Annotated in this window: 11 protein-coding genes; 3 read left to right on the forward strand and 8 right to left on the reverse strand. The window is 74.1% G+C overall.

Features of this window, described 5'->3' with window-relative positions; all coding sequences use genetic code 11:
- Nucleotides 1-123: 123 nt before the first annotated feature.
- A complete protein-coding gene (locus EDC50_RS01695) occupies nucleotides 124-987 on the forward strand; it encodes a pirin family protein (protein ID WP_123768741.1) in 864 nt (287 codons plus the stop codon).
- 294 nt (nucleotides 988-1281) lie between these two features.
- On the opposite strand, the gene aqpZ is transcribed toward EDC50_RS01695, so the two are convergent.
- The 5 genes from aqpZ to nfi form a co-directional block, all read right to left on the reverse strand.
- Nucleotides 1282-2028: an aquaporin Z gene (gene aqpZ / locus EDC50_RS01700; RefSeq protein WP_123768742.1), complete on the reverse strand. Its 747-nt coding sequence runs from the start codon at nucleotides 2026-2028 to the stop codon at nucleotides 1282-1284.
- A 188-nt stretch (nucleotides 2029-2216) separates the two neighbouring features.
- Nucleotides 2217-2675, reverse strand: a complete 459-nt coding sequence (locus EDC50_RS01705; RefSeq protein WP_123768743.1) for a hypothetical protein — start codon at nucleotides 2673-2675, stop codon at nucleotides 2217-2219.
- 102 nt (nucleotides 2676-2777) lie between these two features.
- Nucleotides 2778-3638 (reverse strand): pirin family protein, encoded by an 861-nt coding sequence (locus EDC50_RS01710; RefSeq protein ID WP_123768744.1) that lies wholly within the window; start codon nucleotides 3636-3638, stop codon nucleotides 2778-2780.
- A 262-nt stretch (nucleotides 3639-3900) separates the two neighbouring features.
- Nucleotides 3901-4296 carry a hypothetical protein gene (locus EDC50_RS01715; RefSeq protein WP_123768745.1) on the reverse strand — a complete coding sequence of 132 codons (396 nt, stop codon included), beginning with the start codon at nucleotides 4294-4296 and terminating at the stop codon, nucleotides 3901-3903.
- Between the two features lie 52 nt (nucleotides 4297-4348).
- Nucleotides 4349-5041, reverse strand: a complete 693-nt coding sequence (nfi, locus tag EDC50_RS01720; RefSeq protein WP_123768746.1) for a deoxyribonuclease V — start codon at nucleotides 5039-5041, stop codon at nucleotides 4349-4351.
- A 117-nt stretch (nucleotides 5042-5158) separates the two neighbouring features.
- On the opposite strand from nfi, the gene EDC50_RS01725 reads away from it, so the two are divergent.
- Nucleotides 5159-6715, forward strand: coding sequence for a phospholipase D family protein (locus EDC50_RS01725; protein WP_123768747.1), 1557 nt, complete (start codon nucleotides 5159-5161; stop codon nucleotides 6713-6715).
- 186 nt (nucleotides 6716-6901) lie between these two features.
- Here the strand turns inward: EDC50_RS01725 and EDC50_RS01730 are convergent, their stop codons facing one another.
- From EDC50_RS01730 to EDC50_RS01740, 3 genes are all read right to left on the reverse strand, one after another.
- The gene (locus tag EDC50_RS01730) at nucleotides 6902-7453 is read right to left on the reverse strand and encodes a SixA phosphatase family protein (RefSeq protein WP_123768748.1); all 552 of its coding nucleotides are present in this window, start codon (nucleotides 7451-7453) and stop codon (nucleotides 6902-6904) included.
- Nucleotides 7450-10965 (reverse strand): transcription-repair coupling factor, encoded by a 3516-nt coding sequence (gene mfd / locus EDC50_RS01735; protein WP_123768749.1) that lies wholly within the window; start codon nucleotides 10963-10965, stop codon nucleotides 7450-7452. Before mfd ends, EDC50_RS01730 begins: the two co-directional genes overlap by 4 nt.
- Before the next feature lie 347 nt (nucleotides 10966-11312).
- Nucleotides 11313-11882 (reverse strand): GNAT family N-acetyltransferase, encoded by a 570-nt coding sequence (locus EDC50_RS01740; RefSeq protein ID WP_123768750.1) that lies wholly within the window; start codon nucleotides 11880-11882, stop codon nucleotides 11313-11315.
- A 493-nt stretch (nucleotides 11883-12375) separates the two neighbouring features.
- Here EDC50_RS01740 and EDC50_RS01745 point away from each other — a divergent pair, with 493 nt between their 5' ends.
- The gene (locus EDC50_RS01745; protein WP_123768751.1) at nucleotides 12376-13287 is read left to right on the forward strand and encodes a cation diffusion facilitator family transporter; all 912 of its coding nucleotides are present in this window, start codon (nucleotides 12376-12378) and stop codon (nucleotides 13285-13287) included.
- Nucleotides 13288-13567: the final 280 nt, after the last annotated feature.

Genomic DNA, 13567 nt, shown 5'->3' on the forward strand with positions numbered 1-13567 from the left:
GCGCGGCCGCGTCCGGTCGGCACGCTGCCGCGACCGGCCATGACGGATCGTTCCAGCGGTGCGCCTGGCGGCGCCAGGGCCGCGGACCGACATCCCCGCGAGCGCCACAGCCCGGAGACTCCCATGAACGAACCCACCTTCCGCGAAGAGCACGCCCGCGTCGACCGCACCCTCCGCGGCGTGCCGGCGTCCGACGGCGCCGGGGTCAAGCTGACCCGGGTGATCGGCACGCCGCAGCTGGACATGCTCGATCCCTTCCTGATGCTCGACGAGTTCGGCACCGACCGCGCCGAGGACTACCTGGCCGGCTTCCCCGACCATCCGCACCGCGGCTTCGAGACCGTCACCTACATGCTCGACGGGCGCATGCGCCACCGCGACAACCACGGCAACGAGGGCGTGCTGGTGCCCGGCAGCGTGCAATGGATGACCGCCGGGCGCGGCCTGGTGCATTCGGAGATGCCGGAACAGCAGGAAGGCCGCATGCGCGGCTTCCAGCTCTGGGTGAACCTGCCCGCGCGCGAGAAGATGACCGCGCCGCGCTACCAGGAGTTCGCGCCCGAGCGCATCCCGCGGCTGCAGCCGGCGCCCGGCGTGGCGGTCAAGGTGATCGCCGGGCGCGTGGACGGAACCGCGGGGCCGATCGAGCAGCCGGCGACCGCGCCGGTGTACCTCGACATCGCGCTCGAGCCAGGCAAGGAGTGGGCCTACGTCCTGCCCGAGGGCCACAACGCCTTCGCCTACGTGTTCGAGGGCGATGCCGCGATCGGCGCCGGCGACGCCGCGTGGGCGGTGCGCGCGCAGGAGCTGGCGGTGCTCGGCGGCGGGCCGCGGGTCCGCATCGCCGCCGGCGACCGCGGCGCGCGCGCGATCCTGGTCGCGGGCCGGCCGCTGCGCGAACCGGTGGCGCGCTACGGCCCGTTCGTGATGAACACCAAGCAGGAGCTGATGCAGGCCTTCGTCGACTACCAGGAAGGCCGTTTCTGAGCGCGGCGCACGGCCGCGGCGCCGCACGCGGATCCGGGCAAGCCGGAACGGCCTTGCGGCGACGGATCCGCGCGGACGAACGCCGCTGCGCGTCCCCGGCAAGTACGGGGCGGTCCCGCGGTGGGTGCGCGCGCCGCCGGATGCGGGGCGAAATTCGGTTCCGCGCCGCCCGCGGCGCGCAGGTCCACGGCAAGTAACGGATCCCGGCTTCGAGCCGGCAGCGAAGGGCGAGCGAACGGCTCGCCCGCATCGCCGCTCCCTCCGCATGGCGGAAGGGAGCGGCGAGCGACACGGTTACGCCGTGGTGTGCGGCTGCGCCGCGACCGCAGGGCTTTCCTCGCCCAGCCAGCGGTACAACAGTCCGCCGAGCGCGCCGCCGAGGAGCGGCGCCAGCCAGAACAGCCACAGCTGCGCGACCGCCGCATCGCCGGCGAACAGCGCCACGCCGGTCGAACGCGCCGGGTTCACCGAGGTGTTGGTGACCGGGATGCTGATCAGGTGGATCAGGGTGAGCGCCAGGCCGATCGCCAGCGGCGCGAACCCGGCCGGCGCGCGGCGGTGGGTGGCGCCGAGGATCACCACCAGGAACATCGCCGTCATCACCACCTCGCACAGGAACGCCGCCGCCAGCGAGTAGCCGCCCGGCGACATCGCGCCGTAACCGTTGCTGGCGAAGGCGCCGGCCGCGTTCGGATCGACCGCGAAGTCGCCGCGTCCGCTGGCGACCTGCCACAGGATGAAGCCGGCGAACAGCCCGCCGAGCACCTGGGCGACGATGTAGGGCAGCAGCTCGCGCGCGGGGAAGCGCCCGCCGGCCCACAGGCCGAAGCTGACCGCCGGGTTGAAGTGGCCGCCCGAAACGTGCCCGAGCGCGTAGGCGCCGGTGAGCACGGTGAGGCCGAACGCCAGCGATACCCCGAGCAGGCCGATGCCGAGCGGATTGCCGTCGCCGCCGAAGTTCGCGGCCAGCACCGCGCTGCCGCAGCCGCCCAACACCAGCCAGAACGTGCCGATGAACTCGGCGCCAAGACGCTTGATCATGCCCTTTCTCCCGTTTCCTTGAGTGATGGGCGACCGGGCGTCATGGGTCCGCGCCCGGGCGCGCCGTTGCGGTTTTCCGGCCCGGCGTTGGAGGCGGGCCGCGGCCATTAGGCGCGCGATGCGGCGCGGGCGCAAGCGCACGCCGCGCGCGGCCGGCGCCGCGCCGGGGCGAGCGAGCAAAGGCGGGCCTACTTGCTGCTCAGGCGCGTGGACGGCAGGCGCATCGATTGCGCCTGCTGCAACAGCGGTGCGAGCGCGTTCGGGTCCGGCGCCTGCAACCAGATGTGCACCGTGCGGCCGTCGTCCAGGCGCACCAAGGTCTCGCGCGCCTGCACGTCCGGCTTGCCGGCCAGCTCGGCGCGGTACCAGTAGATCTCCTGGCCGTCGATCACGCCCGGCTCGGCGCGATCGCCGCGCTTGGGCTCGAACGGCGTCTTCGCCGCGATGTACAACCCGAACGCCTCCGATCCGTCCGCGCGCAGGGCGCGGCAGAAGTCCGAGTCGGCCGTGCCCCGGTGTTCCCAGGTCAGGCCGCTGTCGGGCGGCAGTTGCGGGCATTTCCCCGGATCCTGGGCCGCCGCCGCGCCGATCCCCAGCGCGCCGGCGAGCAGGCCCAGGCACGACATACGCATTACGGTCGCTTTCACGACTATCCCCCTGCGGTCGGTGCCGAAGCGTGATGCACGGCCGACCTTAGAGCACTTTCGGGCTCTTGACAAATCGCGAAGCTTAATGGCCGGGCGCCGGGCTCAGCGTTCGGGCAGGGGGATGGACTCGTGGTCGCCGGGCACCGCGCCGAAGCGGCCTTCCTGCCAGTCGCGCTTGGCCTGCTCGATCCGCTCCCTGGAGCTGGACACGAAGTTCCACCACAGGTGGCGCGGGCCGTCGAGCGGTTCGCCGCCGAGCAGCATCGCCTTCAGCGGCGTGCGCGCGCGCAAACGGGGCCGCGCGCCCGGATCGAGCACGATCAGGTGGCGCGTCGGCAGGTCGGCGCCGTCGAGCTGCGCCTCGCCTTCCAGCAGGTACAACGCGCGCTCGGCGTGGGGGGCGTCGATCGCCAGTTCGGCCCCGGGCTCGAGGTCGATCGCCACGTACAGCGTGTCGGCGAACACCCGCACCGGCGACTCCTCGCCGTAGCCGCGGCCGGCGATCACCCGCAGCCAGGCGCCGGCGCGGCGTTGCTGCGGCAGGGTCGCGGCGGGGTGGTGGTGGAACGCCGGCGCGGTCTCCTCGTCGGCGCGCGGCAGGGCGACCCAGGTCTGCATGCCGTGCAGCGGGTGCTCGCCTGCCCGCAGCGCCGCCGGGGTGCGCTCGGAATGGGCGATGCCGCGGCCGGCCGTCATCCAGTTGACGTCGCCGGGGCTGATGTCCTGCAGGCTGCCGAGGCTGTCGCGGTGGGTGATCGTGCCCGACCACAGGAAGGTGACGGTGGCCAGGCCGATGTGCGGGTGCGGGCGCACGTCGATGCCGCGGCCGGGTTCGAACACCGCCGGCCCCATGTGGTCGACGAACACGAACGGGCCGACCGAGCGCGCCTGCAGGGCCGGCACCGCGCGCCGCACCTGGAACCCGCCCAGGTCGTGCACGCGCGGCGGAACGATGACGGTCATGGCGGCGGCTCCGGGTGGACGGCGCCAGCATCGCACAGGCCGCCGCGCACGGCCGCGGCCCGCTCGCAACGGCCTGTTGCGGTCCCGCAACCGCGGCGCCGCTCGCCCGGAACGGCGGTCGCGCCGCTGCGCCGGGCGTGGTCGGAGTCGGCCGTCGATACCGGCGCCGCGGCGCCGATCCGCGGCCGGGCCGCGCGGCCCGGCCGCGTCGGCCGCGTGGGTCGCGGGCAGGCAGGCCCGCATCGCGGAGCCGGATGCGGGCTCAGCGCCCGCTTGCGTCCCGTTCGACCCGCAGCGTCGCCGCGGGCTTCGGTCCGAATTCCAGCCGCAGCAGCGCGATCCTCCAGCCGGCGGCCGACGCGACCGGCGCGCGCGGCGTTTCCAGCGTCGCGTCGGCGTCGCCGCCGGCCCGCTCCAGGCGCAACGCGACCTGGGCCGAACCGGCGTGCACGCACTGCACCTGCGGCGGGCAGCGCGAATCCGCGCGGACGCCGAGATAGCGCAGCGCGGCCGTCGCATCGAGCCGGATGCGCTCCCCGGGCGCGAGGGTGAAGGTGCGGGGCGGGGCGGCAGGCGGCGGTTCCGGCGCGCGGTGCGCGGCGGCGCAGCCGGCGAGCGCGGCGGCAAGGGCGAGCGCGGGGGCGGCGAAGGGCGTCATGCGGGTGCGAACGCGGGGGGAACGGCGAGACTACGGCGCGCGCAGGGCGCGGTCACGCGCCGCGATCGCGCCGCGAGGCCAGCCGGTCGGCCAGCCGGGTCGGCTCGGGCAGGCGGTAGCGGGTGAGGCAGCGCAGCACCTGCTCGACCGCGCCCGGCAGCGACACGCGGTGTCCGGGCGAGACGATCAGCGGCCGGCAGCGCGGCTTGCTGCGCAAGGCCACGCCGATCGCCTCGCCGCGGTGCAGCAGCGGCGCCGCGTCGCCGCGCACCGGGCCGGGCTCGGCGTGTTCGCCGACCAGCACGCGCTTGGCCACGCCGATGCTGGGCAGGCCGGTGGCGACGCCGAAGTGCGCGGCGATGCCGAGCCGGCGCGGGTGGGCGATGCCGTGGCCGTCGACGAAGACCAGGTCCGGCGCGCGCGACAGCCGGGCCAAGGCGTCCAGCAGCGCCGGCAGTTCGCGGAAGCTGAGCAGGCCGGGAATGTACGGCATCCGCGTCGGCACGCGGGCGACGTGCGCCTCCAGCGGCTGCAGGCTGTCGGCGTCGAGCAGCACCGCGGCGGCACGGGTGGTCGCGCCGCCGTCCTCGAAGCCGACGTCGAAGCCCGCCAGCGTGCGCGGCGGCCGCGGGAACGCGTCGGCGAGCACCACCCGCCGCGCCAGCTCCACCTGCAGGGCGCGCGCGGCGGCGACGTCGCCGTTCCAGTCGGGCAGGGCGGGCGGCAGCGGCGGTCCGGCATTCATGCCGGCAGTATTCCATGCGGCCGTTGCGGGTGCGCGAAGCCGGTCGCGTCGAGGCGTCCTCACGGCGTCGTGCGCACAATCGGGCGACGGCGGAGACCGCCGGCCGACGGAGCCGCAATGAGGAAGAGACTGCGCATCGTGCTGGTCGTACTGCTGGCGTTGCCGCTGGCGGCGCTGCTGTCGGTGTACAGCTACGGGCGGTTCGCCGAGGGCGCGCGCGGCGCGCCGGCGTTCGCGCTGCCGGCGGAGCGGGTCGAAACGCCGCTGGACCGGGCGATCGCGCCGCTGGCCGCGGCGCATCCCGGCCGGAGCGGGCTGGCGTTGCTGGCGGACTACCGCGATGCCTTCGTCGTGCGCGCGTTGAGCGCGCGCGGCGCAGGACGCAGCCTCGACCTGCAGTACTACATCTGGCACCCGGACTTCACCGGCAGCCTGCTCGCCCACGAGTTGCTGCGCGCGGCCGACCGCGGGGTGCGCGTGCGCCTGCTGCTGGACGACCTCAACGCGCACCGCCAGGGCTCGATGCTGGCGGCGCTGGACCGGCACCCGCGCATCGAGGTGCGGCTGTTCAATCCCTCGCGCGCCAGCGAGCGCAGCCTGCAGCGCGGCGCGGAGCTGCTGCTGCGGATGTACAGCCTCAACCGCCGCATGCACAACAAGGCGTGGATCGCCGACGGCCGGCTGGCGATCGTCGGCGGCCGCAACATCGGCGACGAGTACTTCGGCGCCGCCAGCGACACCAACTTCCTCGACGCCGACCTGATCGCGCTGGGTCCGGCCGTCGACGAAAGCGTCGCGATCTTCGATGCGTTCTGGAACAGCCGCTCGGCGCTGCCGTTGCAGGCGCTGGCGGAAGGCGATGAAGCCGCGTTGCAGCGCCTGCGGCGCAGGGCCGAGGCCGACTACGCCTCGCCACGGGCGCGCGAGTACCTGCGGCGCCTGCGCCGCTCGCCCAGCGTGCGGATGCTGCTGCAGGGCAGCACCCTGCATTGGACCGGCGAGGCGCACGTGTACTCGGACCCGCCGGAGAAGGCCGAGGGCGCCCCGCGCGGGCGCTGGCTGGTCGACGCGCTGGTGCCGGCCATGGCCGGCGCCCGGCGCGAACTGCGCCTGATCTCGCCGTATTTCGTGCCCGGCGATGCCGGCGTGCGCTGGCTGGCCGGGTTGCGCGAGCGCGGCGTCGCGGTCGGGATCCTGACCAACTCGCTCGCCGCCACCGACGTGGCGGCGGTGCACGGCGGCTATGCGCCGTACCGCGAGCCGCTGCTGCGTGCCGGGGTCGCGCTGTACGAGATGAAGCCCCGCGACGGCCGCGGCGGAGGCAGCGGCTTCGGCTCGGGCAGCGGCGCCAGCCTGCACACCAAGGCGTTCACCGTGGACGACGAGTGGGGCTACGTCGGCTCGTTCAACCTCGATCCCCGTTCGATCAACCTCAACACCGAGATGGGCATCGTGTTCCGCGACGCGGCCTTGGCCGCCGAGCTGGAGCGGCTGTTCGCGGCCAAGATCGCGCCGCGCAGCAGCTACCGGGTCGAACTGCGCGGGGACGAGCTGCGCTGGATCGACGCCGCCGCCGATCCGCCGCGGGTGTGGACGCGCGAGCCCGAGGCCGGTTGGTTGCGCCGCGCGACGGCGACGGTTGTCGCCTGGCTGCCGGTCGAGTCGCAGCTCTGAGCGAAGCGCGCGGCCGAAAGCAAGGGCCTCCTTGCCGCGGACCGGCGCGGACCAGGCGAGGGAAAAGGTTGCGGCGCGGACCGCCTTGCCGGCTGCGCGGCCCGGCGCTTGGCCACGCCTGCCCGCGTCCGTCCGCGTGGCTCCGTGGCCAAGAGGGCGCACCTCCGCCCCGCCGCCACGGCGCGCTCATTCGTCGCGGGTTTCCTCGAGCACGGCGGCGCCGTCCGCGGCGACGCGCACACGCAGGCGGCGGCCGTACTCGGCCTCGCTCATCGGCGCGACCTCGCAGCGGCACAGCGCGGCGGCCAGCGCCGGCACGGTGTTGCTGTGGCCGACCACCAGCACGGTGCCGCCGGCGTGTGCGCGGCGCAGCTCGGCGGCGAACTCGCCGGGCGGGCGCTTGGCGTCGTAGCCGAGCACCGGCAGCCGGTGGCGCTGCGCGGCCGGCGCGGCGGTCTGCCGGGTGCGGCGGTAATCGGTGGCGTAGACGGCGCGCAACGGTGCGCGTTCGAGCCAACGCGCGAGGCGCGCGGCGCGGGCATGGCCGGCCTCGGTCAGCGGCGGATCGTCGCTGCCGTCGCGGGCCTTCTCCGCGTGGCGGACCAGCACGAAGGTGGTGGCCGGTGCGGCCGCGGCCGCATCGACGGCCTCCGGGCGCGCCGCGGTCGCGCAGCCGGTCGCCGCCAGCGCCAGCGCCGCCAGCCACGCGCGGGCGCGCGGACCCGGCTGCGCGTTCACTGCGGCCTCCCCAGCATCGTCAGCAGCCCGCGCGCGGCGTTGAGCCGCGCCGCCGCGTCCGGCAGCTCCAGCTTCAGCCGCAGCTTGTCCGGGCCGTCCATCTGGTAGCGCTTGGGCTGGCTCTGGATCAGCTGGATGATCGCCAGCGGGTCGACGTGGGGCTTGTCGACGAAATGCACGCGGCCGCCCGCATCGCCGAGGTCGAGCTTGCGGATGCCCAGCGCGGTGGCCTGCAGCTTGAGCTCGGCGACCGCGAACAGGTGCTTGGCCGGCTCCGGCAGCAGGCCGAAGCGGTCGATCATCTCCACCTGCAGCTCGCGCAGTTCCTCCACGCTGCGCGCGCCGCTGATCCGCTTGTACAGGGTCAGGCGGGTGTGCACGTCGGGCAGGTAGTCCTCGGGGATCAGCGCCGGCACCCGAAGTTCGACCTCGGCGCCGCGCGCCTCGTGCGCGTCGACGTCGGGCAGCTTGCCCTGCTTGATGCTGCGCACCGCGCGCTCGAGCAGCTCGGTGTAGAGGCTGAAGCCGACCTCGGCCATCTGCCCGCTCTGCTCCTCGCCCAGCAGCTCGCCGGCGCCGCGGATCTCCAGGTCGTGGGTGGCGAGGGTGAAGCCGGCGCCGAGCTCGTCCATCGCCGCGATCGCGTCCAGCCGCTTGCGCGCGTCCTCGGTGATCGCCTTGCGGTCCGGCACCACCAGGTAGGCGTAGGCGCGGTGGTGGGAGCGGCCGACGCGGCCGCGCAGCTGGTGCAGCTGGGCCAGGCCGAAGCGGTCGGCGCGGTGGATGATGATGGTGTTGGCGTTGGGGATGTCGATGCCCGACTCGATGATCGTGGTCGACAGCAGCACGTTGAAGCGCTGCTTGTGGAAGTCGACCATCACCCGCTCCAGTTCGCGCTCGGGCATCTGGCCGTGGGCGACGCCGATGCGCGCTTCCGGCACCAGCTCCTCGAGCTGGCGCTGCATGCGGCCGATGCTCTCGACGTCGTTGTGCAGGAAATAGACCTGGCCGCCGCGGCTGAGCTCGCGCTGGAACGCCTCGCGCAGCTGCATGTCGTCCCACGGCACCACGAAGGTCTGCACCGCCAGGCGGTGCGCCGGCGGGGTGGCGATGATCGACAGGTCGCGCAGCCCGGCCATCGCCATGTTCAGCGTGCGCGGGATCGGCGTCGCGGTCAGGGTCAGCAGGTGCACGTTCGCGCGCAGCGCCTTCAGCGCCTCCTTCTGGCGCACGCCGAAGCGCTGCTCCTCGTCGACGATCACCGCGCCCAGGTCCTTGAAGCGCACGTCCGGCTGCAGCAGGCGGTGGGTGCCGACGATCACGTCGATCTTGCCCTCGGCCAGCTTGGCCAGCTCGGCCTCGATCTCCTTCTTGGTCTTGAAGCGCGACAGCACCTCGACCCGGATCGGCCAGTCGGCGAAGCGGTCGCGGAAGTTGCGGTAGTGCTGCTCGGCCAGCAGCGTGGTCGGCACCAGCACGGCCACCTGCTTGCCGGCCATCGCGGTGACGAAGGCGGCGCGCACCGCGACCTCGGTCTTGCCGAAGCCGACGTCGCCGCAGACCACGCGGTCCATCGGCTGGCTGGAGGCCAGGTCGCGCAGCACCGCCTCGATCGCGGCGTGCTGGTCCGGCGTCTCCTCGAACGGGAACGCGGCCGCGAACGGCTCGTAGACGCTGCGGTCGATGTCGATGGCCAGCCCGGCGCGGGCCTGGCGCTTGGCCTGGATCTCCAGCAGCTCGGCGGCGACGTCGCGCACCTTCTCCGCGGCCTTGCGCTTGGCGCGCGTCCACTGTTCGCCGCCCAGCGAGTGCAGCGGCGCGGTCTCGTCGCTGGCGCCGGAGTAGCGGTTGATCAGGTGCAACTGCGCGACCGGCACGTACAGGCGGTCGCCCTTGGCGTACTCGATCTCCAGGTATTCGGCCGGCATGCCGCCGGCGTCGAGCGTGACCAGCCCGCGGTAGCGGCCGACGCCGTGGTCCTCGTGCACGATCGGCGCGCCCTCGCTGAGCTCGCCGAGGTCGCGGATGATCGCTTCCGGCTCGCGCCCGGCGCGGCGCCGGCGGCGCGGCTGGCCGGCGCGCTCGGGGAACAACTGGCGTTCGGTGAGTACGGCGATCGCCGGCTCGGTGAGGGCGAAACCGTCCTCCAGCGGCGCGACCGCGATCGCGAACTTCGCAAGCCCCGGCCTGAGCCCCTCTCCCGCTTGCGGGGGAGGGGTTGCCGCGAGGGCAGCTCCCGCGAACGCCTTCCAGTCCGGCAGCACGTCCGGCTGCAGGCCCGCGGCCTGCAGCAGCTCGAGCAGCGCCTCGCGCCGGCCCGGCGAGTCGGCGGCGACCAGCACCCGCCCCGGGTAGCTGGCCAGGAACGACTTCAGCGCCTCGGCCGGGGCCTGGTCCTTGGCCGCCAACGGCAGCGCGGGCGCCGGCTGGTCGCCGAGCGCGGCGGCGCGCTCGCGCTGCGGGTGGCCCTCGCCGCAGACCTCGATGCGGCCGCCGAGGTTGAGCTTCTCGCGCAAGGCCTGCGGGCTCAGGTACAGCGCGTCCGGCGGCAGCAGCGGCCGTTCCAGGTCGTGGCGGCGCTGCTCGTAGCGTTCGCCGGCGTGCGCCCAGAACTGCTCGGCGGCCTCCAGCGCGCCTTCGCCGAGCAGCGGCAGCGCGTTCGCGTCGAGGTAGTCGAACAGCGTCGAGGTGGCGTCGAAGAACAGCGGCAGGTAGTACTCGATGCCCGGCGGCGCCAGGCCGGCCTTGAGGTCCTGGTACAGCGCGCTGCGCCGGGTGTCGAGGTCGAAGCGCTCGCGCAGCGCGTCGAGCGCGCGCTTCAGCGCGGCCTCGTCCAGCGGCACCTCGCGGCCGGGCAGCAGCTTGACCGCCTCGATCCTGTCCAGCGAGCGCTGCGTCTCCGGGTCGAAGGCGCGGATGGTCTCGATCTCGTCGTCGAGCAGTTCCACCCGGAACGGCTGCTCGGCGCCCATCGGGTACACGTCGAGCAGGCCGCCGCGCACGGCGAAGTCGCCCGGGTCGAGCACCTGCGGCACGTGCCGGTAGCCGGCCGATTCCAGGCGCCGCTTCTCGGCGTCGAGGTCCAGGCGCTGGCCGACCCGCACGTCGAAGCTGCCGCCGACCACGTGCTTGAGCGGCGCCAGCCGTTGCAGCAGGGTCTGCACCGGCACCACGACGATGCCGCGCTCGAGCGTCGGCAGCCGATGCAGCGCGGCCAGGCGCTGGCTGACGATGTCCGGGTGCGGGCTGAAGACGTCGTAGGGCAGCGTTTCCCAGTCCGGGAACGGCAGCACCTCCAGCGCGGAGCCGGCGCCGAGCAGGGTGCGCAGGTCGGACTCGAGCTGGTGCGCGGCGTGGTTGTCGCGGGCGACCGCCAGCACCGGCGCGTGGTGCGCGGCCGCGGCCCGGGCGACGTGCAAGGCCAGCGCCGAGGGCGAGGCCGGCGCGCGCCACCAGGCGCGCAACTGGCCGGGGCGGGGTAGGGGCGGGGTCGGAACGGGGGAGTCGGGCATCTTCGGCACGGGACGCAAAACGCAGGCAGCGCCGGCGGCCCGGGGCCGCCAGCGCGAAGGAGCGCGCATTCTACGGGAGAGGGGCGGCGGCCCCGCTCGCGCGCCGCACACTGCGGGACGTGCCCCCGGGGGCCGGGCCGGGTAGCGGCCCGGGTCGGGCCGTGCGGCCGCGCACGGGCGGGCGATCGCCTACCCGCATACGGCCGCGATCCACGGCCTGGCCGGGAGCCGGGATCGAGACACGGGGGCTCGTTCACGGCCGGCCGTCCGGAACGCGCCAAGGCGTGCGGCTCGCCCATCGCCGGGCCTTCCGGGGCGGCGCATGGGGCAGCGGGGCAGGACGACGGCTAGGCGGCGGAGGCCGGGCCGACCTGGCGCCGACGCAGGTCCAGCACCACCCGGATCAGTCCGGGGGCGTCCTGTTGCTGCTCGCGCTCGAAGCCCAGCGACTGCGCCAGGGAGAGCATCGCGTGGTTGTGCTCGAGCACGTCGCCGTAGACCTTCTCCAGGCCCTTGCCGCGCGCCCACTTCACCAGCCGGGTCATCAGGTAGCGGCCCAGGCCCATGCCGGCGACGTAGCGGCTGACCAGGATCGCGAACTCGGCGTCGCGGCCGGTGCTGTCGACCGAGATCCGCGCCACCGCGCCCACCAGGGCCTCGCCCGGCGGCAGCGGCTCGGCCGCGACCAGGGCGAACTCGTTCTTCGGGTTGATCCGGGTCAGGCGCTCGGCCATCTCCGGGGTCATTTCCTTCATCGAGTAGAGGAAGCGCTGGCGGACCTCGTCCGGTTGCAGCAGGCCGAAGCTGGCGCGGATGGGCTCGGCGTCCTCCGGCCGGATGGGGCGGATCAGGACCTCCCGGCCATTGGGCAGACGCATGCGTTCGTGCCAGGGCGGGAGTCGTTCGCGCGCGGCCATGGCCCGATATTGGCACACTTGCTGCGTGGCCGCGTGTGAAGGCCGGCGCCGCCGGCCGCCGCGGCTCCGGGGTGAGGCGTGGACGAGGCGAAATCGCGCGCCTGGGTCGGTACCTGGCCCGGCGTCGAGGCGGGGATCAATGGGAGGACGACCTGGTCTTCACGGTCGCCGGCAAGATGTTCTGCTGTGCGTGCGCGGGCCGCGCGCCGGCCAGCTCGGCTTCAAGGTGGAAGACGGGCGTTTCCTCGAGTTGACCGGGCGCCCCGGCTTCGCCCCCGCCCCGTACCTGGCGCGCGCGCACTGGTGCTGCTGGCCGAACCGCGGCGGGTTGCCGGAAGAGGAACCGCGCGCGTTGCTGAGGCGCAGCTACGGCTGGTCCGCGCGCGCCTGCCGAACAAGACCCGGCGCGCGCTCGCCGACTGACGCATGTGCGACCGGGGTCGGTGCTAGACTCGCGCGCCGATCCCTCCTCATCTCGCACAAGGAAGACAGCATGGCCGGCGGCGGCGATTCGATTCGCGCGATCCTGTTCGCGTTGGGCGCCAACTTCGCGATCGCGGTGGCGAAAGGCGTGGCCGCGTTCTTCACCGGCTCCAGCGCGATGCTGGCGGAGACCGTGCACTCGCTGGCCGACTGCGGCAACCAGCTGCTGCTGCTGCTGGGCATCCGCCAGGCCAAGCAGCCGCCGTCGCCGGACTACCCGCTCGGCTACGGCAAGGCGATCTACTTCTGGTCGTTCCTGGTCGCGGTGATGCTGTTCACCGTCGGCGGCATGTTCTCGCTGTACGAGGGCATCCACAAGCTGCAGCATCCCGAGCCGCTGAAGCAGTGGTACTGGGCGGCCGGCGTGCTGGTGTTCGGCATCGTCGCCGAGGCGGTCTCGATGCGCGCCTGCCTGCAGGAGGTCAACAAGGCCCGCGGCGGGCGCAGCCTCTGGCAATGGTTCCGCGAGAGCCGCCAGGCCGAGCTGGTGGTGATCTTCGGCGAAGACCTCGCGGCGCTGCTGGGCCTGGTGTTCGCGCTGGTCGCGGTGCTGCTGGCGGTGGCCACGGGCAATCCGCTGTGGGACGCGATCGGCACCATCGCGATCGGCGCGCTGCTGATCGTGGTGGCGGTGTTCGTCGCCATCGAGGTCAAGGCGATGCTGATCGGGCAGAGCGTGGACCCGGCGCGGCAGCGGCAGATCCGCGACTTCCTCGAGGCGCGCCCGGAAGTGGAGCGGGTGATCAACCTCATCACCCTGCAGCTGGGCAACGAGGTGCTGGTGTCGGTGCACGCGCAGATGCGCGAGAGCCAGAGCGTGCCGCTGCTGTACGAGCAGATCAACTCGGTCGAGCGCGCGCTCAAGCAGGGCTTCCCGGAAGTGCGCTGGAGCTTCTTCGAGCCGGACCGCAAGCCGGCCTGACGCCGCCGGGCGCGGGCGGCCGGGCGGTGGCGCGAGGAGCGAAGCGCGCGGCGCCGGCGGCGCGGAAGGCGCGGACGAAGCGGGCAGGCCTGGCCGTCGCCGTTCCCGCCGGGCCCGGAGGCGCCAAATCGCCAGGCCCCGCTTGCGCGGGAATGGCCGCTTCGCCCCCGCCCCGGGCGAGGGCGCCGGGTCCGGCTCTCCGGACGCGGAAACGACGCGGCCGCAGCGCCTCGTCCGCGTCGCTGCGCGGGCCCGCGGCGCAGGCTTCCAGGACCGCCGC

The sequence above is a fragment of the Vulcaniibacterium tengchongense genome, assembly GCF_003814555.1.
Lineage (GTDB): Bacteria > Pseudomonadota > Gammaproteobacteria > Xanthomonadales > Xanthomonadaceae > Vulcaniibacterium > Vulcaniibacterium tengchongense.